Genomic DNA, 15,358 nt, shown 5'->3' on the forward strand with positions numbered 1-15,358 from the left:
ACTTGTCGACCGCCTTCATCAGGCCGATGTTGCCTTCCTGAATGAGGTCGAGGAACTGCAGGCCGCGGTTGGTGTACTTCTTGGCGATGGAGATCACCAGGCGCAGGTTCGCCTCGACCATCTCGGTCTTGGCCTTGCTGGCCTCCTTTTCACCGGTCTGCACCGTCTTGACGATGCGGCGGAACTCGTTGATCGGCAGCTCGCTCTCGGCCGCGACTTCCGCCACTTCCTTGCGGATCTTCTTGACGTCGTCGCCGTAGCGCTCGGCGAACTTGGACCAGCCCTTGCCGGTCAGGCGCTTGACCCGGCTGACCCAGCGCGGGTCGAGTTCGCGTCCGAAGTAGTGGTCCAGGAAGTCCTGGCGCTTCACGCCGCAGCGCTCGGCCATGCGCAGCATCTTGCCTTCGAAGCCGAGCAGGCGGCGGTTGAGGCCGTAGAGATGGTCGACAAGCTGTTCGATGCGCGCATTGTTGAAGTGCACGCCCTCCATCAGCTCGACCAGTTCCTGCTGCAGCTTCTCGTAGCGCCGCTCGGTCTGCGGCGTGGTCTTCTCGCCCTTCTGGAAGGCGGTCAGGCGGCGCTCCTGGACCTTGGTGATCTTCTTCCAGGTCTTGGCGATGTCGTCGAGGGTGTCGAGCACCTGGGGCAGCAGCGCGGCTTCCATGGCGGCGAGGGAGATGGAGTTCTCCTCCTCCTCGTCGTCTTCCTCGTCCTCGCCTTCACCTTCGCCCTTGGCCTCGGCGCCCTCGTCCTCCTCCTCCTCGGAGGCGGGCGCGGCGCCGTTCTTGCCGACCTTCTTGCCCTTGGCCGCCTTCTCGTCCTTGGCGTCCTTGTCCTCGGACTTCTCCTCGGACTTTTCCTGGGGCTTGGCTTCGGGCTCGTCTTCCATCTCGGCGATCTCTGCGACCGCCTGGTTCATGGCGTCTTCGGTCGGCCCGCCGCCGTAGGTCGCGTCGAGGTCGATGATGTCGCGCAGCAGGATGCGCCCTTCGATCAGCGCTTCGCGCCAAACCAGCAGCGCGCGGATCGTCAGCGGGCTTTCGCAGATGCCGCCGATCATCTTTTCGCGGCCGGCCTCGATACGCTTGGCGATGGCGATTTCGCCCTCGCGCGACAGCAGTTCGACCGAGCCCATCTCGCGCAGGTACATGCGCACCGGATCGTCGGTGCGGCCGATGTCGTCGTCGTTCAGGTTGCCAGTGGCGGTGGCGGTGCCTTCCTTGGAATCGTCATCGGCGGCCGCTTCTTCCTGCTCCTCGCTCTCGATGACGGTAATGCCCATCTCGGAAAGCAGGGACATGGTGTCCTCGATCTGCTCGGAGGACATCTGGTCCGGCGGCAGCACCGCGTTCAGCTCGTCGTAGGTGACGTAGCCACGCTCTTTTGCCTTCGCGATCATCTTCTTGACCGCCGCGGACATGGAGTCCATCAGGGGTCCGTCGGAGGATTCTTCGCGCGATTCCGTCGCTTCCGCGTTCTCGTTCGCCTTCGTCGCCATTCAGCCCACTACCTCAGATGCCTTGACCACAGTGTCCGGCGGCCTGCGCGGGGGCCCAGATCCCGCCAGCCGGAGGTGGTCTTGTTTCAGTCGTCTTGGTTCAAGAGTCCGCCTTATGCACGGATCGTTCGGACAGGGCCTCGAAACGATCCAGGTCCACTTTGCGGCCCTCTTCTTGGTCGCGGATTTTCTGAGCAGCCTGCATGCGTTTCAGCTGTTCCTCCGCCATATCCTTCGCAAGCGCATTGGCCTCCTCGACAACCAGAGGACCGAGCTGGCGCTCACGCATAACCCCCAAAATGTGCATAACAGATTGCCGCGCCACCTCTTCCGAGGCGTCGGGTCGGGCAAACCTGCCATGCACATAACGCTCCGGGGCCAAAAGCGTGGCCAAAAGCCCCGAAAACCCCTGTTCTGAGAGGTGGCATTTCACACCTTCACTGTCAAGGTCCGTATTGCCGGCGATACAGTCGATCAGCGCCTGCCGCAAGCCATCGAGATCGCGGTCAGCGAAGTCCAGACCTGCCAGATCCTCAACGAACTCGGTTAATAATTTGTTGTGATTGATCAGCGCGGCAAGGAGCAGTTCTTCCGTGCGGTTGGGGGCCGGCACCTCGCTGGCCGAACGGCGCCGGGCCGGCGGATAGGGATCCAGCGGCCAGCCGCGGCCAGCGCCGGCGCCGAACCGGGCCTTTCCGGCGCGTCCGCCGCGGAAATCCTGGGAAAATCGTCCTCCACCGCGCCCCTGGCGCCCGGCGCCCGGATTGAAGACCGCTCCGTAGCGGCGGTCCATTTCCGCACGGTAGTCCTCGCGCAGTTCAGGATCGCGAATCGTCCCCACCTGGTCGCGCAGCGCGGCGCGAATGGCCGCCCGGCGCTCCGGCGTGTCGGCGGGCCGGCCCTCGACCGCCTTGCGCCACACCAGATCGGCCAGCGGCAGGGCGGCGTCCAGCACCGCGCGCAGGGCCGGCGCGCCGCGGTTGCGCAGCAGGCTGTCCGGGTCTTCCCCCGCCGGCAGCAGGGCAAAGCGCAGGCTTTTGCCCGGTTTCAACAGCGGCATGGCGCGCTCGGCGGCGCGGAAGGCGGCGCGCTGGCCCGCCGCATCGCCGTCGAAGCAGAGCGTCGGCTCCGGCGCCAGACGCCAGAGGGCGGCGATCTGGTCTTCGGTGATGGCGGTGCCCAGAGGCGCCACCGCCGCCGGAAAGCCGCCCTCGGCCAGGGCGATGACGTCCATATAGCCCTCCGCCACCAGCACCTCGCCGCTGTCGTGCGCGGCCTTGCGGGCGCGGGCCAGGTTGTAGAGCTCCCGGCCCTTGTGGAACAGCGGCGTTTCCGGGGAGTTCAGGTACTTGGCCTTGGAGTCCCCGAGGGCCCGGCCGCCGAAGGCGATCACCCGCCCGCGGCGGTCGGTGATGGGGAAGATGACGCGGTGGAAGAAGTAATCCCGCAGCGCTTCTTCGGTGGCGGGGGCCCCCTCGTCGCGCTTCACCAATCCGGCTTCGATGAGCTGCTCCACCGCGATCCCGCGCGCCCGGAGCGCCCGGGCCAGGGCGCCGCGCTCCCGCGGGGCGAAGCCCAGGCGGAAGGCCGCCACCGTTTGGGGCGCCAGGCCGCGCCCGGCCAGGTAGTCACGCGCCTCCGCCCCGGCACTGCCGGCAAGCTGCTCCTGAAACCAGACCGCCGCCGCCTCCAGCACATCCAGCAGGCCGGCGCGCTTTTCCGCCCGGGCGCGGTCCTGCGGGTCCTGCTGGGGCACCGCCATGCCGGCGAGGCCCGCCAGCCGCTCCACGGTTTCCGGAAAGCTCAGACCCTCGGTGTTCATGACGAAGTCGAAGGCGCTGCCGTGCGCCCCGCAACCGAAGCAGTGGTAGAAGCCCTTCTCGTCGCTGACCGTGAAGGAGGGCGTCTTCTCGTTGTGAAAGGGGCAGAGCCCGCTGTGCTCGCGGCCCCGCTTCACCAGCTTCACCCGCCGCCCGATCACCTCCGACAGGGTGGTGCGGTTGCGCAGTTCGTCGAGGAAATCCGGTGGAAAAGCCATTCGGTGCAGGCAACTCACATCGATGTCGGGTCAGGGTTTTCCGGCGGCCACCCATGGCTCACGCGCTCCTCCGCCCAGGCCGCCGGCTGCACAGACTATCAGCAGATCGGAGTCGCCGGACAGGCGTGAAACACACTCTCGATCACGACAGTCTGGATCGATTGGCAAGAAGGCGGTGGAAATCCTGTGAGTTTCAAGGTGAAGACTGGGGATAGAATCAATCAGTGCGTCTGTGATGCCTTAGTCCAGGCGCATCTTGAACCAGGGGGTCGGCGCCGCGGTGTCCTCCTCGACCACCTGGAAGCCGAAGCGCTCGTAGAGGCGGCGCGCGCCCGTGTTCGGGGTGTCGGTCTTCAACTCCACCGGCCGGCCGATGGCCGCCAGCACCTCGCGCAGCAGCGCCGAGCCGATGCCCCGGCCCTGCCAGGCCGGCGCGACGAAGAGGTTGTGCAGAAACCAGTAGCCGGGGGCCCGCCAGACCGAGGCAAAGCCAAGGATCCCGGCGCTGCCGTCGGTAATTCCATCCGGGCCCGTGTCCGGGCCGACGGCCTCGGCCACCCAGAGCGCCTCGCCGTAGGTGGAGCCGGCAAACTCCTCCAGGCCGTAGTCCCGGTCCTCCCAGTGGAAGGCGGCGCGGCGGGCATCGCGGTAGATTGCGGCGCAGGCCGGTGCGTCGGCATCGCGGGCCTTGCGGAAGACGGCTGTTGCCGCCTCTGGGGTCGGACCAGGGGTCAGACGAGGGCTTCCTTGACGATGCCGCTGGCCTTGCCGAAGTCCATGCGCCCGGGATAGCGCTCCTTCAGGGTGCTCATGACCCGGCCCATGTCCTTGACGCTGGCGGCGGAGAGCTCTGAAATCACGCCCTCGATGGCCGCGCGCATGTCCATCTCGTCCATCTGCTTGGGCAGAAAGCGCTCGATGACCTCGATCTCCTCGGCCTCGCGCTTGGCGAGGTCGTCGCGCCCGCCCTTGGTGTACATCTCGATGGAATCGTGGCGCTGGCGCACCATCTTCTGGAGCATTTCCAGGATCGCCTCGTCGCCCACACCCTCGCCGTTGCCCTTGCCGCGCTCGGCAATGTCACGGTCCTTCAAGGCCGCAAGGATCAGCCGCAGAGTCGAGGTAGCCTCGGCCTCCTTGGCCTTCATCGCGTCCTTCAAAGCGTCGTTCAGACGGGTGCGCAACATGGATGGTCTTCCCTTTCCCTCGCAAGGCGCGGGAGGTTAGCCCAATTACCCCGATTTGGCAAAACACCTTATGACAGCCTAACTAATTGAAATATATAAATTATGGACTTTTTCCTGAGGCATCCTCCAGGGGGGCTTTTCCTCGCGGCCCGTTGCCGTTAAACATCTGATCGCCTGCGTTCTAGGATCCGCTTCATGAACGACGCTCCGACCGCTTCCAACCCGTCCGCCAAGGACGGGCCGCCGCTTCCTGCGCCCGATCTCTTGCTGGGCGAAGCTGCTCTCATCCTGGCCGACGGCACGATGTTCCGCGGCCGCGGCCTGGGGGCCAGCGGCCATGCGGTGGGCGAGGTCTGCTTCAACACCTCGATGACCGGCTATCAGGAGATCGCCACCGATCCCTCCTACGCCGGACAGATCATCACCTTCACCTTTCCCCACATCGGCAACGTCGGCGCCAACCCCGAAGACATCGAGACCACCACGCCGGCGGTGCGCGGGCTGGTGCTGCGTGCGGAGATCACCGACCCTTCCAACTGGCGCGCCGCCCAGCACCTGGACGCCTGGCTGAAATCCCACAACCTGGCGGGCCTCGCCGGGGTCGACACGCGGGCGGTTACGGCGCGCATCCGCGACATCGGCGCCCCCAAGGGCTGCATCGTCCACTACGGCGAAGGCGCCCAAGCACCGGACCTCTCGGCGCTGCGCGGCGAAGCGGCGGCCTGGGCGGGCCTGGAGGGCATGGACCTGGCCGCCGAGGTGAGCTGCCGGCAGACCTACCGCTGGTCGGAGACGCGCTGGGCCATCGGCGAGGGCTACGGCAGCCTGGCCGAACCGCGCCACAAGGTTGTCGCCGTCGATTTCGGCGCCAAGCGCAACATCCTGCGCTGTCTGGCGAGCCTCGGCTGCGATGTCACCGTGGTGCCGGCCGATGCGACGGCGGAAGACATCCTGAACCATGAGCCCGATGGGATTTTTCTCTCCAACGGGCCCGGCGATCCGGCGGCGACCGGCGTTTACGCCGTGCCCACCATCCAGGCGCTGATGGAAACCGGCCTGCCGATCTTCGGCATCTGCCTGGGCCATCAGATCCTGGCGCTGGCGCTGGGGGCGAAGACCGAGAAGATGCATCTCGGCCACCGCGGCGCCAACCACCCGGTGAAGGACCTGGAGACCGGGCGGGTGGAGATCACCAGCCAGAACCACGGCTTCCGCGTGCTGGCCGAAAGCCTGCCCGCCGGCGTGGAGGAGAGCCACGTCTCCCTCTTCGACCGCTCCAACGAGGGGCTCAGGGTCGCCGGGCGGCCGATCTTCTCCGTGCAGTACCACCCGGAAGCCTCCCCCGGCCCGCAGGACAGCCACTACCTCTTCCAGCGCTTCGTCGATCTGATCGAGTCAGAGAAAGCCGCCAAGACCAAGCATGCCCAAGCGCAGTGATATCCAGTCCATCCTGATCATCGGGGCCGCCCCCTTAAGCCCTCCCCCCTTGCGGGGGAGGGTTGGGAGGGGGGTGAATGCCCGGCCCCTTCGGCATAGGATCGGCGCATGGCATCGCGGACAGCACGACAGCTTCGAAGCGACACGACCGAAGCGGAACAAAAGCTTTGGTCGGTCTTGCGGCGCCGGCAGTTGGACGGTCTGCGGTTTCGTAGACAGGTCCCGTTGGGACGCTACATTGTCGACTTCGCCTGCTACAGCGAACGCCTCATCGTTGAAGTCGATGGCGGCCAGCACGCTGATCACAGACCGGCGGATGACAGGCGCACCGCATGGCTGGAGAGCCAGGGGTTCCGCGTTGTGCGCTTCTGGAACAACGATGTCCTGTCAAACATTGAAGGTGTCACCGAGTCCATCCGGGCCGCTGCCTCGTCAGGGGCTCCCCCCCTCCCCAACCCTCCCCCGCCAGGGGGGAGGGGGACTTAAGCAAACGTCTCTCGACGGAGTGCGTGGTGCCCAAGCGCAGTGATATCCAGTCCATCCTGATCATCGGGGCCGGGCCGATCGTCATCGGCCAGGCCTGCGAGTTCGACTACTCCGGGGCGCAGGCCTGCAAGGCGCTGAAGGAGGAGGGCTACCGGGTGATCCTGGTGAACTCCAACCCCGCCACCATCATGACCGACCCGGACCTGGCCGACGCCACCTACGTGGAGCCGATCACGCCGGAAATGGTCGCCAAGGTGATCGAGCGCGAACGCCCCGACGCCCTGCTGCCCACCATGGGCGGGCAGACGGCCCTCAACACCGGCCTGGCGCTGGAGCGCGACGGCACGCTGGCCAAGTTCGGCGTCGAGATGATCGGCGCCAAGGGCGACGTCATCGACAAGGCGGAGGACCGCCAGCGCTTCCGCGAGGCGATGGACAAGATCGGCCTGAAGTCGCCGCGCTCGCGCCTGGTGAACAGCTACGAAGACGCCATGACGGCGCTGGAGGACATCGGCCTGCCGGCGATCATCCGCCCCTCCTTCACCCTCGGCGGCACCGGCGGCGGCATCGCCTACAACCCGGACGACTTCGAGGAGATCGTGCGCGGCGGCCTGCGCGCCTCACCCACCAGCGAGGTGCTGATCGAACAGTCCGTGCTGGGCTGGAAGGAATACGAGATGGAGGTGGTCCGCGACTGCGCGGACAACTGCATCATCATCTGCTCCATCGAAAACGTCGACCCCATGGGCGTGCACACCGGCGATTCCGTCACCGTGGCGCCGGCGCTGACCCTGACCGACAAGGAGTATCAGATCCTGCGCGACGCCTCGATCGCGGTGCTGCGGGAGATCGGCGTCGACACCGGCGGCTCCAACGTGCAGTTCGCGGTCAACCCCGAGGACGGCGAGCTGGTGATCATCGAGATGAACCCGCGCGTCTCGCGCTCCTCGGCGCTGGCGTCCAAGGCGACCGGCTTCCCCATCGCCAAGATCGCTGCCAAGCTGGCGGTCGGCTACACGCTGGACGAACTGGACAACGACATCACCAAGGTGACGCCGGCCTCCTTCGAGCCGACCATCGACTATGTCGTCACCAAGATGCCGCGCTTTACCTTCGAGAAGTTTCCCGGCGCCGAGCCCCTGCTCACCACCTCCATGAAGTCGGTTGGCGAGGCCATGGCCATCGGCCGCTGCTTTGCCGAGTCCCTGCAGAAGGCCCTGCGCTCCATGGAGACCGGCCTTACCGGCCTCAACGAAGTGGAGATCCCCGGCGCGCTGGACAGCGACGGCGATGTCGACCGCGACGCCATCCGCACGGCGCTGGGCGCGCCGCGGCCCGACCGCCTGCTCACCATCGCCCAGGCCTTCCGCCACGGCCTGACCCTGGTGGAGATCCTGGAGACCACCCACTACGACCCCTGGTTCCTGCGCCAGGTGAAGGCCATCGTCGACGCCGAAGAAGGCATCCGGCAGAACGGCCTGCCGCAGAACCGCGCGGACTGGCTGGCGCTGAAGAAGATGGGCTTCTCCGATGCCCGCCTGGCCGAACTGGCGGGCAGCGAGGAAGACGCCGTCGCGGCCCAGCGCCGCAACCTCTCGCTCAGCCCCGTCTACAAGCGCATCGACACCTGCGCCGGGGAGTTCCCCTCGGTCACGCCCTATATGTACGCGACCTACGAGGACGGCCACGAAGGCCCGGAAGGAGAGCGCCCGCCGGCCTGCGAGGCCGACCCGAGCGACCGCAACAAGGTGATGATCCTGGGCGGCGGACCCAACCGCATCGGCCAGGGCATCGAGTTCGACTACTGCTGCGTCCATGCCGCCTACGCGCTGAGCGAAGCCGGCTACGAGACCATCATGGTCAACTGCAATCCGGAAACCGTGTCCACCGACTACGACACCTCCGACCGGCTTTACTTTGAGCCCCTGACCGCCGAGGACGTGATCGCCATCGCCCGCACCGAACAGAGTCGCGGCGCACTGAAGGGCGTCATCGTGCAGCTCGGCGGGCAGACGCCGCTCAAGCTCTCCCACGCGCTGGAGGCTGCCGGCATTCCGATCCTGGGCACGGCCGCCGACGCCATCGACCTGGCCGAGGACCGGCGGCGCTTTCAGACCTTGCTCAGCGACCTCGGCCTGCGCCAGCCGCCCAACGGCACCGCCACGACGCGCGAAGAAGCCCTGGCGGTGGCCGAGCGCATCGGCTACCCGGTGCTGATCCGACCCTCCTACGTGCTGGGCGGGCGGGCCATGGAGATCGTCCACGAGCAGGCGCAGCTTGAGCGCTACATCGCCACCGCCGTGAAGGTCTCCGGCCGCAACCCGGTGCTGATCGACAGCTACCTGCGCGACGCCATCGAAGTCGACGTGGACGCGCTGGCCGACGGCGAAGAGGTCTTCATCGCCGGCGTTATGGAGCACATCGAGGAGGCCGGCATCCACTCCGGCGATTCGGCCTGCTCCCTGCCGCCCCACACCCTGGCGCCGGCCCTGGTGGAGGAGATCGGGCGTCAGACCAAGCAGCTTGCCCGCGCGCTGAATGTCGTCGGCCTGATGAACGTGCAGTTCGCCGTGCAGGACGAGGACATCTACATCCTGGAGGTCAATCCCCGGGCCAGCCGCACGGTGCCCTTCGTCGCCAAGGCCACGGGGCTGCCCATCGCCAAGATCGCCGCGCGCCTCATGGCCGGCGAGAAGCTGAAGGACTTCGACCTCAAGAAGAGCGGGAACGGCCATATTGCCGTGAAAGAAGCGGTCTTCCCCTTCGCGCGCTTCCCCGGCGTCGACGTCATGCTGGGCCCGGAGATGCGCTCGACCGGCGAGGTCATGGGCCTGGACAGCGATTTCGCCCGCGCCTTCCTCAAGGCGCAGCTGGGCGCCGGCGTCACCCTGCCCGACAGCGGCACGGTCTTCATCTCCGTAAAGGACGGCGACAAGGCGGTCTTCGCCCCGGTCGCCCATGCCATCGCCAAGCTCGGCTTCCGCATCATGGCCACCGGCGGCACGGCCAAATACCTTGCCGAACAAGGACTTGAGGTCGAGGCGGTGAAAAAGGTGCGGGAGGGCCGTCCCCACATCGTCGATGCCATGAAGTCGGGCCAGGTTCAGCTCGTCTTCAATACCACCGAAGATGCCAAAGCGATCGCCGACTCCTTCGAGCTCAGGCGCACCGCGTTAACCAATTCAATACCCTATAGCACTACCTCAGATGGCGCGAAAGCGGCGGTTCAGGCTATTGAGGCCATGCGTTCGGCTGATCTTGCAGTCGCTCCGCTGCAATCCTATTTTAGGTCTTCGTAGTTGTGCTGTAGACTTTACAGCCCTGCCAAATCAGGCACACTTGTTCTCTTGGCAATTAGGAAGCATCAGGTTTGCTCCCATGAGCGACAAAGTACCCATGACGGCGCAAGGCTATTCCAGCCTTGAAGAAGAACTGCGTTACTTGAAAACAACCGCGCGGCCGGAAGTCATCCGCGCGATTGCCGAAGCACGCGAGCACGGCGACCTTTCCGAGAACGCCGAATACCACGCCGCGCGCGAGCGCCAGAGCTTTATTGAGGGCCGCGTGGCCGAGCTCGAGGACAAGATCGCCCGGGCCGAGGTCATCGACGTAACCTCCCTGGACGGCGATACCGTCAAGTTCGGCGCCACCGTCACCCTGGTGGACGAGGACACCGACGCCGAGACCGCCTATCAGCTCGTGGGCGAGATGGAGGCCGACGTGAAGGCCGGCCGCCTGGCCATCACCGCACCGCTGGCCCGTGCCCTCATCGGCAAGGAAGTGGGCGACTCCGTCGAGGTGATGACCCCCGCCGGCTCCAAGGCCTACGAGATCCTGAAAGTCCAATACGTCTGAGCGGCGGCGCTTTTGCCGCGCTGCTTTACGAACCGTCGATGCTGAGGTCGAGGCAGGCTTCGATCTCGCCGTCGATGACGCGGCCGCTGCGCACGAAACCGCAGGCCTCGTAGAACGGGCCCGGACCGCCCTCCCCCTCGACGTAGCTGAGGCAGAGGTGCGAGAAGCCGTTGCGCCGGGCTAGATCCGCCAGGACCGCGACGGCCCGGCGCCCGAGGCCGCGGCCCTGGTGCCCCTCGCCGATCATCAGTCGCCAGATGAAGAGGCTGTCGTCCGCCACCTTGCCGGCCGGATCGAAGTCCGAGTCCGGAGCATCGCCCTGGGCTTCGGCAGGCTCGCAGCGGGGATCGTGCAGCTTCACGAAGCCGACCGGCTGATCGCCCTCGTAGACGGCGCGGAACCACGCGGTGTCGTGATAGTGGCCCTGGACCAGGGAGACCGCATTGCTGGCGACGAACTGCCGCTGCTCCTCGGTGACCTCCAGGCGCAGGACCGCCAGGTAGTTGTCGGCGGTGACCTCAACCAGGCGCAGGCCGTCGCCCTCCGCCGGGCTGTAGTCGAGCTGGCTTCTCACGGCCTCTCCTCAACGACTTCTCCCGGGTGCCCAGGCGCGAGGACCTGCGTCAGTCCGCCGCCGGCTCCAGGCCCTGGTTCACGTCGATGGGCACCCCCGGCGAAGCCTTGGCGGTGCGGATCACCTGAATGGTCTTCACGGTGACCACGTGGGGCACCGCGGTCAGGCGCTGGGTCAGTTCGTTCTCATGCGCCGTGTTGCGCGCGACCAGGCGCAGCACGAAGTCATCCGGACCGCGGGCCATGTGGCATTCGCGCACCTCCGACCAGCCGCCGACCAGGCTCTCGAACTCGGTCAGCACCGCATCCGACTGGCTGTCCAGGCCGACCAGCGCAAAGAAGGTCACTTCGAAACCGAGGGCCTCGGCCTGCAACTCGGCATGATAGCCGCGGATGAAGCCCGCCTCTTCCAGCGCGCGCACGCGGCGCAGGCAGGGCGGCGCGGAAATGCCTGCGCGGCGGGCCAGCTCCACGTTGGTGATGCGGCCGTCCTCCTGCAGGTCCTGCAGTATCTGGAGATCGATTCGGTCCAACTTGACCCGACGCATAGAACTCTCACCCTTCGCTTCCGGCCCGCGAGGCCGCCCCGGCGGCCCCCGTTCCCGGTCTCCTTAAAAGATCGCGCCCCCCTGCAGACGTCGCGCGCAACAATATTACCGAGGCCCGGAAGCCGCGCAACCCCAATGGGTTGTGCAAAACCTTGGGCCAGTGCTGCAAAGGTGCCGCAAAGCCAGGGCGAAACGGAAAGCCGCGGGCGCGCTGGTTTTCCGCGCAGACCGCTGCGCCCTCCGGCGGCGCGGCAAGGCGCTTTCACGCGGAATCCCGCGGCGGAACCGCTTGCACCGCAACGGTCTCCCGCCCATAGTCGCGCCGAAATGGCCCGACCAGACGATCCCGAATCCCGGAACGCCAGGGAAACACGCACCGGAGCCTCCGCCGCCCTCGACGGCCTGACCTGCTGGGTGGTGACCGACGGCAAGGCGGGCATGGAAATCCAGTGCCTGGGCCTCGCCGAGGCCATCGGCCTGCCCCCCGTGGTGAAGCGCATTCAGGTGACCAAGCCCTGGCGCTGGATGGCGCCCGGCATGATCCGCGATCCCCTGGCGACCCTGGGTCCGAAGGGCGACCGCCTGGCCCCGCCCTGGCCCGACCTCTGGATCGCCAGCGGCCGCCAGACCGTGCCGCTGAGCCGCGACATGCGCGCGATTTCCGGCGGCCGCAGTTTCACCGTGCAGGTGCAGAACCCGGTGATCGATCCGGCCTGCGTCGATCTGGTGGTGACCCCGGACCACGATCTGCTGAACGCCCCCAACGTGCTGTCGACCCGCGGCGCCCTCGGCCGGGTAACGCCGCAGCGGCTTGAAGACGCCGCCGCCGCCTTTGCGGCGCGCTACGCCGCCCTGCCGCGCCCGCGCATCGGCGTGCTGATCGGCGGCGACAACAGGGTCTTCCGCATGACCTCGGCGGTCATGACCCGGCTCACCGAGCAGCTCGCCCGCCTGGCGCGGGAGCAAGGCTGCGGGCTGATGATCACCCCCTCGCGGCGCACCGGCTCCAGGAACGAAGCGATCCTGCGCAAGGGTCTGGCGGGCCTGCCCGCCGACATCTGGGACGGCGAAGGCGAGAACCCCTATTTCGGCATCCTGGGCCTGGCCGACCACATCGTGGTGACCGGCGACTCGGTGAACATGGTTTCCGAGGCGGCCAGCACCGGCAAACCCGTCCAGGTGGTGCAGCTCGAAGGCGGCTCAGCCAAGTTCGGGCGCTTTCACGGCTCGCTGCGGGCCGCCGGCATCACACGCCCCTTCGAGGGCACCCTGGAGCGCTGGGACTACGAGCCCCTGGCGGAAACCCAGCGCATCGCCGCCGAGATCCGTCAGCGCCTGATCGACCGCCACAACCGCGTGGAGGCCCAAAGCGCCTGACGGCGGCGCCGGCGCCGCCGACTGATCGCCGTGCCCCAGCGGGATTTCGGCGACCTTTGACCTGCCTCAATTGATCTTTCCCGCCGCTGCCTATAAGTAAGGCCAACAGCCGCCTTCACGGAATTGCAACGTGGCCAGCCCCGCCGCCCAACCGAGGGACACATCGCCGCTCGATCTGGAGCGTTTCGCAGCCACGCCGCTGCGCCGCGAGCCCTTCGACTTTCTGATCGTCCCGGCGTTCCTTAAGCCCGAGGCGCTTCCGGCCATCGAGCAGGACTTCCCGGAGATCACCAAGGGCGGCAGCTTTCCCGCCCAGAGCCTGAATTGCGGGGCGCGGTTCAGCGCCCTCTTGGCCGAGCTTCAGGGCCCCGCCGTGACGACGGCCTTTGCGGAGAAGTTCGCGATGGACCTCAGCGGACGGCCCACCATGGTCACCCTGCGCGGCCAGTCGCGCGCCAAGGACGGCCAGATCCATGCGGATTCCAAGACCAAGCTGGTGACCGCGCTGATCTATCTGAACAGCGCCTGGGAAGCTGACGGCGGCCGCCTGCGCATGCTGAACAGCGCCGACGATCTGGAAGACTATGCCGCCGAGGTGCCGCCCCAGGCCGGCACCCTGGTCTGCTTCCGCTGTTCGGAGAACGCCTACCACGGCCACAAGCCCTTCGTCGGCCAGCGCCGCTCCATCCAGCTGAACTGGCTGACGGACGAGAGCGTGCTGAAGCGCGAACTCGGCCGCCACGCCTTTTCGGCCTGGACCAAGCGGGTGCTGCGTTTCGGCGCTTAAGTCCGCCAGCCTCTTTAAGATATTCCGCGAAGAAAGTAGCCTCACAGCCATGGCGCTCAACATCGAAACCTTCAGCAACGCCAAAGGCGGCAACGCCTTCTTCAAGGCGATCGGCCATCCCCTGGCGGCGCGCAAGGCCCGCGCCCTGCTGAGCGAGCTTCAGGGCGTGCCGCTGGCGGTCTACGACCCGCTGGGTTTCGCCAGGGCCTTCGCCGAGATCTACGATCTTGCCGGCCTCGACATCCAGGCGGTCTACGTCCAGGACCTGGAGGAGATCGGCAGCGACATCCTCGGCCGCCAGGCGCAGCCGGTCACCGACCTGCCGGGCAGCCCGGCGGCCAAGGTGCTGGTCACCGCCTTCGATGCCGAGCGCCTGATCGCCCACATCCGCCACCTGCTGCCGGAGGGCGCGGAGGTGGTGAGCCTGGATGCCCTGCGCCTGCCGGCGGAGATGCTGACCAACACCCGCAGCTATCTCGACGGCCTGAACTTCGCCACCAACCTGGTGTTCTTCCGCGAAGGCGGCGGCCATCACACGCGCCTCGCCACGGCGAACTACTGGTCGGCCTACGGCGCCAAGGCGCCCAGCGCCTGGTGCCTGCTGATGGACGAGGCCGGCGAGACCCTGGCCGAGTGGCAGGACCCGCTGCCCGGCGCCAACGCCAGCATCGTCATCGACTCGCAGGAGGTGCGCGCGCGCTTCGGGCTGGAGGCCTTCACCGGCAGCCTCTTCCTCCATGTCTGCGGCATCGCCGGGCATGACATCGTGAAGTACGCCCTCGACACCTACGGCGACAGCGACGCTGTGCTGTCCTGCACCCACGACGCCAACTCCTGGCCCGCCGATCTCTACGGCGGCCTGCCGGCCCCCAAGGACGGCGAGCAGGTGCTGCTCTGGGTGCAGAACAGCCACCCGGCGCCGGTGCCCGCCGGCAGCGTCGGCCTCAACCTCATGGGCGACGACACCGTCGCCTGGCTCAATGAAGAAATCCCGCCCTTCGGCACCCGCGCCATCGACACGGCCGCGCTGCTGCCCGAAGCGCGCTGGCCGCAGCAGATCGAGGTGCAGGCCGGCAAGCATTTCGTCAGGCCGCGCTACGAAGTCGTCGCCAACGGCGCCATGACGCCACCGCGCAGCCGCATCGCCCATGCCAACGTGGAGCGCGTCGACCTGAAGCCCGACCCGCGCATTCCGGAGCTGGCGAACCTGCTGGGCAAGGGTTTCATCCTGCCGGCACCGATCCTGCCCAGGGATCGCTTCCGCTCCATCGCCCTGCCGACACCGATGTCGACCTGCCAGGAGAACCTGCCGCTGGCGCTGCTGGCCTACGACCCGGAGGGGCGGGAGATCGCCACGAAGCGCCTCGGCAAGCTGCCGCGCGGCCACGCCACCATGATCGACGTCGCCGACCTGCTGGATGGCCAGGACCTCGATTGGGGCCACATGGAACTGGTCTACGACTTCGCCGAGGGTGGCGAGGCCGACGGCTGGCTGCACGGCCTCTTCCGCTACGAAGACAAGGCCTCCGGCCACATCGCCGAGACCTCCTTCGGCGCCCATGTCTTCAACAC

Annotated in this window: 13 protein-coding genes; 7 read left to right on the forward strand and 6 right to left on the reverse strand. The window is 67.2% G+C overall.

The features are described 5' to 3' along the window. From Q0982_RS22705 to Q0982_RS22720, 4 genes are all read right to left on the reverse strand, one after another. A partial coding sequence (locus Q0982_RS22705; RefSeq protein ID WP_299400083.1) for an RNA polymerase sigma factor region1.1 domain-containing protein occupies window positions 1-1,498 on the reverse strand: 1,498 nt, incomplete at its 3' end. Window positions 1,499-1,598: 100 nt separating this feature from the next. Beyond that, a complete protein-coding gene (gene dnaG, locus Q0982_RS22710) occupies window positions 1,599-3,536 on the reverse strand; it encodes a DNA primase (protein ID WP_299400086.1) in 1,938 nt (645 codons plus the stop codon). Window positions 3,537-3,776: 240 nt separating this feature from the next. Beyond that, the gene (locus Q0982_RS22715; RefSeq protein WP_322097095.1) at window positions 3,777-4,271 is read right to left on the reverse strand and encodes an N-acetyltransferase; all 495 of its coding nucleotides are present in this window, start codon (window positions 4,269-4,271) and stop codon (window positions 3,777-3,779) included. Then, window positions 4,268-4,723: a GatB/YqeY domain-containing protein gene (locus Q0982_RS22720; RefSeq protein ID WP_299400088.1), complete on the reverse strand. Its 456-nt coding sequence runs from the start codon at window positions 4,721-4,723 to the stop codon at window positions 4,268-4,270. The genes Q0982_RS22715 and Q0982_RS22720 overlap by 4 nt, the downstream gene beginning before the upstream one ends. A 195-nt stretch (window positions 4,724-4,918) precedes the next feature. Between Q0982_RS22720 and carA the strand changes: the two genes are divergently transcribed. The 4 genes from carA to greA all read left to right on the forward strand — a co-directional run bounded on the left by carA (window position 4,919) and on the right by greA (window position 10,501). After that, a complete protein-coding gene (carA, locus tag Q0982_RS22725; protein ID WP_299400090.1) occupies window positions 4,919-6,160 on the forward strand; it encodes a glutamine-hydrolyzing carbamoyl-phosphate synthase small subunit in 1,242 nt (413 codons plus the stop codon). A gap of 108 nt (window positions 6,161-6,268) precedes the next feature. Then, the gene (locus Q0982_RS22730) at window positions 6,269-6,646 is read left to right on the forward strand and encodes an endonuclease domain-containing protein (RefSeq protein ID WP_299400092.1); all 378 of its coding nucleotides are present in this window, start codon (window positions 6,269-6,271) and stop codon (window positions 6,644-6,646) included. 26 nt (window positions 6,647-6,672) lie between these two features. Further along, entirely contained in the window at window positions 6,673-9,945 is a 3,273-nt protein-coding gene (carB, locus tag Q0982_RS22735; RefSeq protein ID WP_299400094.1) for a carbamoyl-phosphate synthase large subunit, read from the forward strand. A 79-nt stretch (window positions 9,946-10,024) separates the two neighbouring features. Next, the gene (gene greA, locus Q0982_RS22740; RefSeq protein WP_299400096.1) at window positions 10,025-10,501 is read left to right on the forward strand and encodes a transcription elongation factor GreA; all 477 of its coding nucleotides are present in this window, start codon (window positions 10,025-10,027) and stop codon (window positions 10,499-10,501) included. Between the two features lie 25 nt (window positions 10,502-10,526). Here greA and Q0982_RS22745 read toward each other — a convergent pair whose 3' ends face one another. After that, entirely contained in the window at window positions 10,527-11,075 is a 549-nt protein-coding gene (locus Q0982_RS22745) for a GNAT family N-acetyltransferase (RefSeq protein ID WP_299400098.1), read from the reverse strand. A 49-nt stretch (window positions 11,076-11,124) separates the two neighbouring features. After that, window positions 11,125-11,622, reverse strand: coding sequence for an Lrp/AsnC family transcriptional regulator (locus Q0982_RS22750; RefSeq protein ID WP_299400100.1), 498 nt, complete (start codon window positions 11,620-11,622; stop codon window positions 11,125-11,127). A 327-nt stretch (window positions 11,623-11,949) separates the two neighbouring features. Here Q0982_RS22750 and Q0982_RS22755 point away from each other — a divergent pair, with 327 nt between their 5' ends. From Q0982_RS22755 to Q0982_RS22765, 3 genes are all read left to right on the forward strand, one after another. Continuing rightward, window positions 11,950-12,999, forward strand: a complete 1,050-nt coding sequence (locus Q0982_RS22755; protein ID WP_299400102.1) for a mitochondrial fission ELM1 family protein — start codon at window positions 11,950-11,952, stop codon at window positions 12,997-12,999. Between the two features lie 130 nt (window positions 13,000-13,129). Further along, complete coding sequence (locus Q0982_RS22760; RefSeq protein WP_299400104.1) at window positions 13,130-13,786, forward strand: 2OG-Fe(II) oxygenase; 657 nt, start codon at window positions 13,130-13,132, stop codon at window positions 13,784-13,786. Window positions 13,787-13,835: 49 nt separating this feature from the next. Continuing rightward, a partial coding sequence (locus Q0982_RS22765) for a hypothetical protein (RefSeq protein WP_299400106.1) occupies window positions 13,836-15,358 on the forward strand: 1,523 nt, incomplete at its 3' end.

It is taken from the genome of Pelagibius sp., from assembly GCF_028281305.1.
In the GTDB taxonomy this organism is placed as follows: Bacteria; Pseudomonadota; Alphaproteobacteria; order Kiloniellales; family Kiloniellaceae; genus Pelagibius.

Excerpts from the sequence above, each read along its gene's own strand:
- dnaG (WP_299400086.1), bottom strand. The coding sequence starts at position 3,536 with ATGGCTTTTCCACCGGATTTCCTCGACGAACTGCGCAACCGCACCACC.
- Q0982_RS22720 (WP_299400088.1), bottom strand. The coding sequence starts at position 4,723 with ATGTTGCGCACCCGTCTGAACGACGCTTTGAAGGACGCGATGAAGGCC.
- carA (WP_299400090.1), top strand. The coding sequence starts at position 4,919 with ATGAACGACGCTCCGACCGCTTCCAACCCGTCCGCCAAGGACGGGCCG.
- Q0982_RS22730 (WP_299400092.1), top strand. The coding sequence starts at position 6,269 with ATGGCATCGCGGACAGCACGACAGCTTCGAAGCGACACGACCGAAGCG.
- greA (WP_299400096.1), top strand. The coding sequence starts at position 10,025 with ATGAGCGACAAAGTACCCATGACGGCGCAAGGCTATTCCAGCCTTGAA.
- Q0982_RS22750 (WP_299400100.1), bottom strand. The coding sequence starts at position 11,622 with ATGCGTCGGGTCAAGTTGGACCGAATCGATCTCCAGATACTGCAGGAC.
- Q0982_RS22755 (WP_299400102.1), top strand. The coding sequence starts at position 11,950 with ATGGCCCGACCAGACGATCCCGAATCCCGGAACGCCAGGGAAACACGC.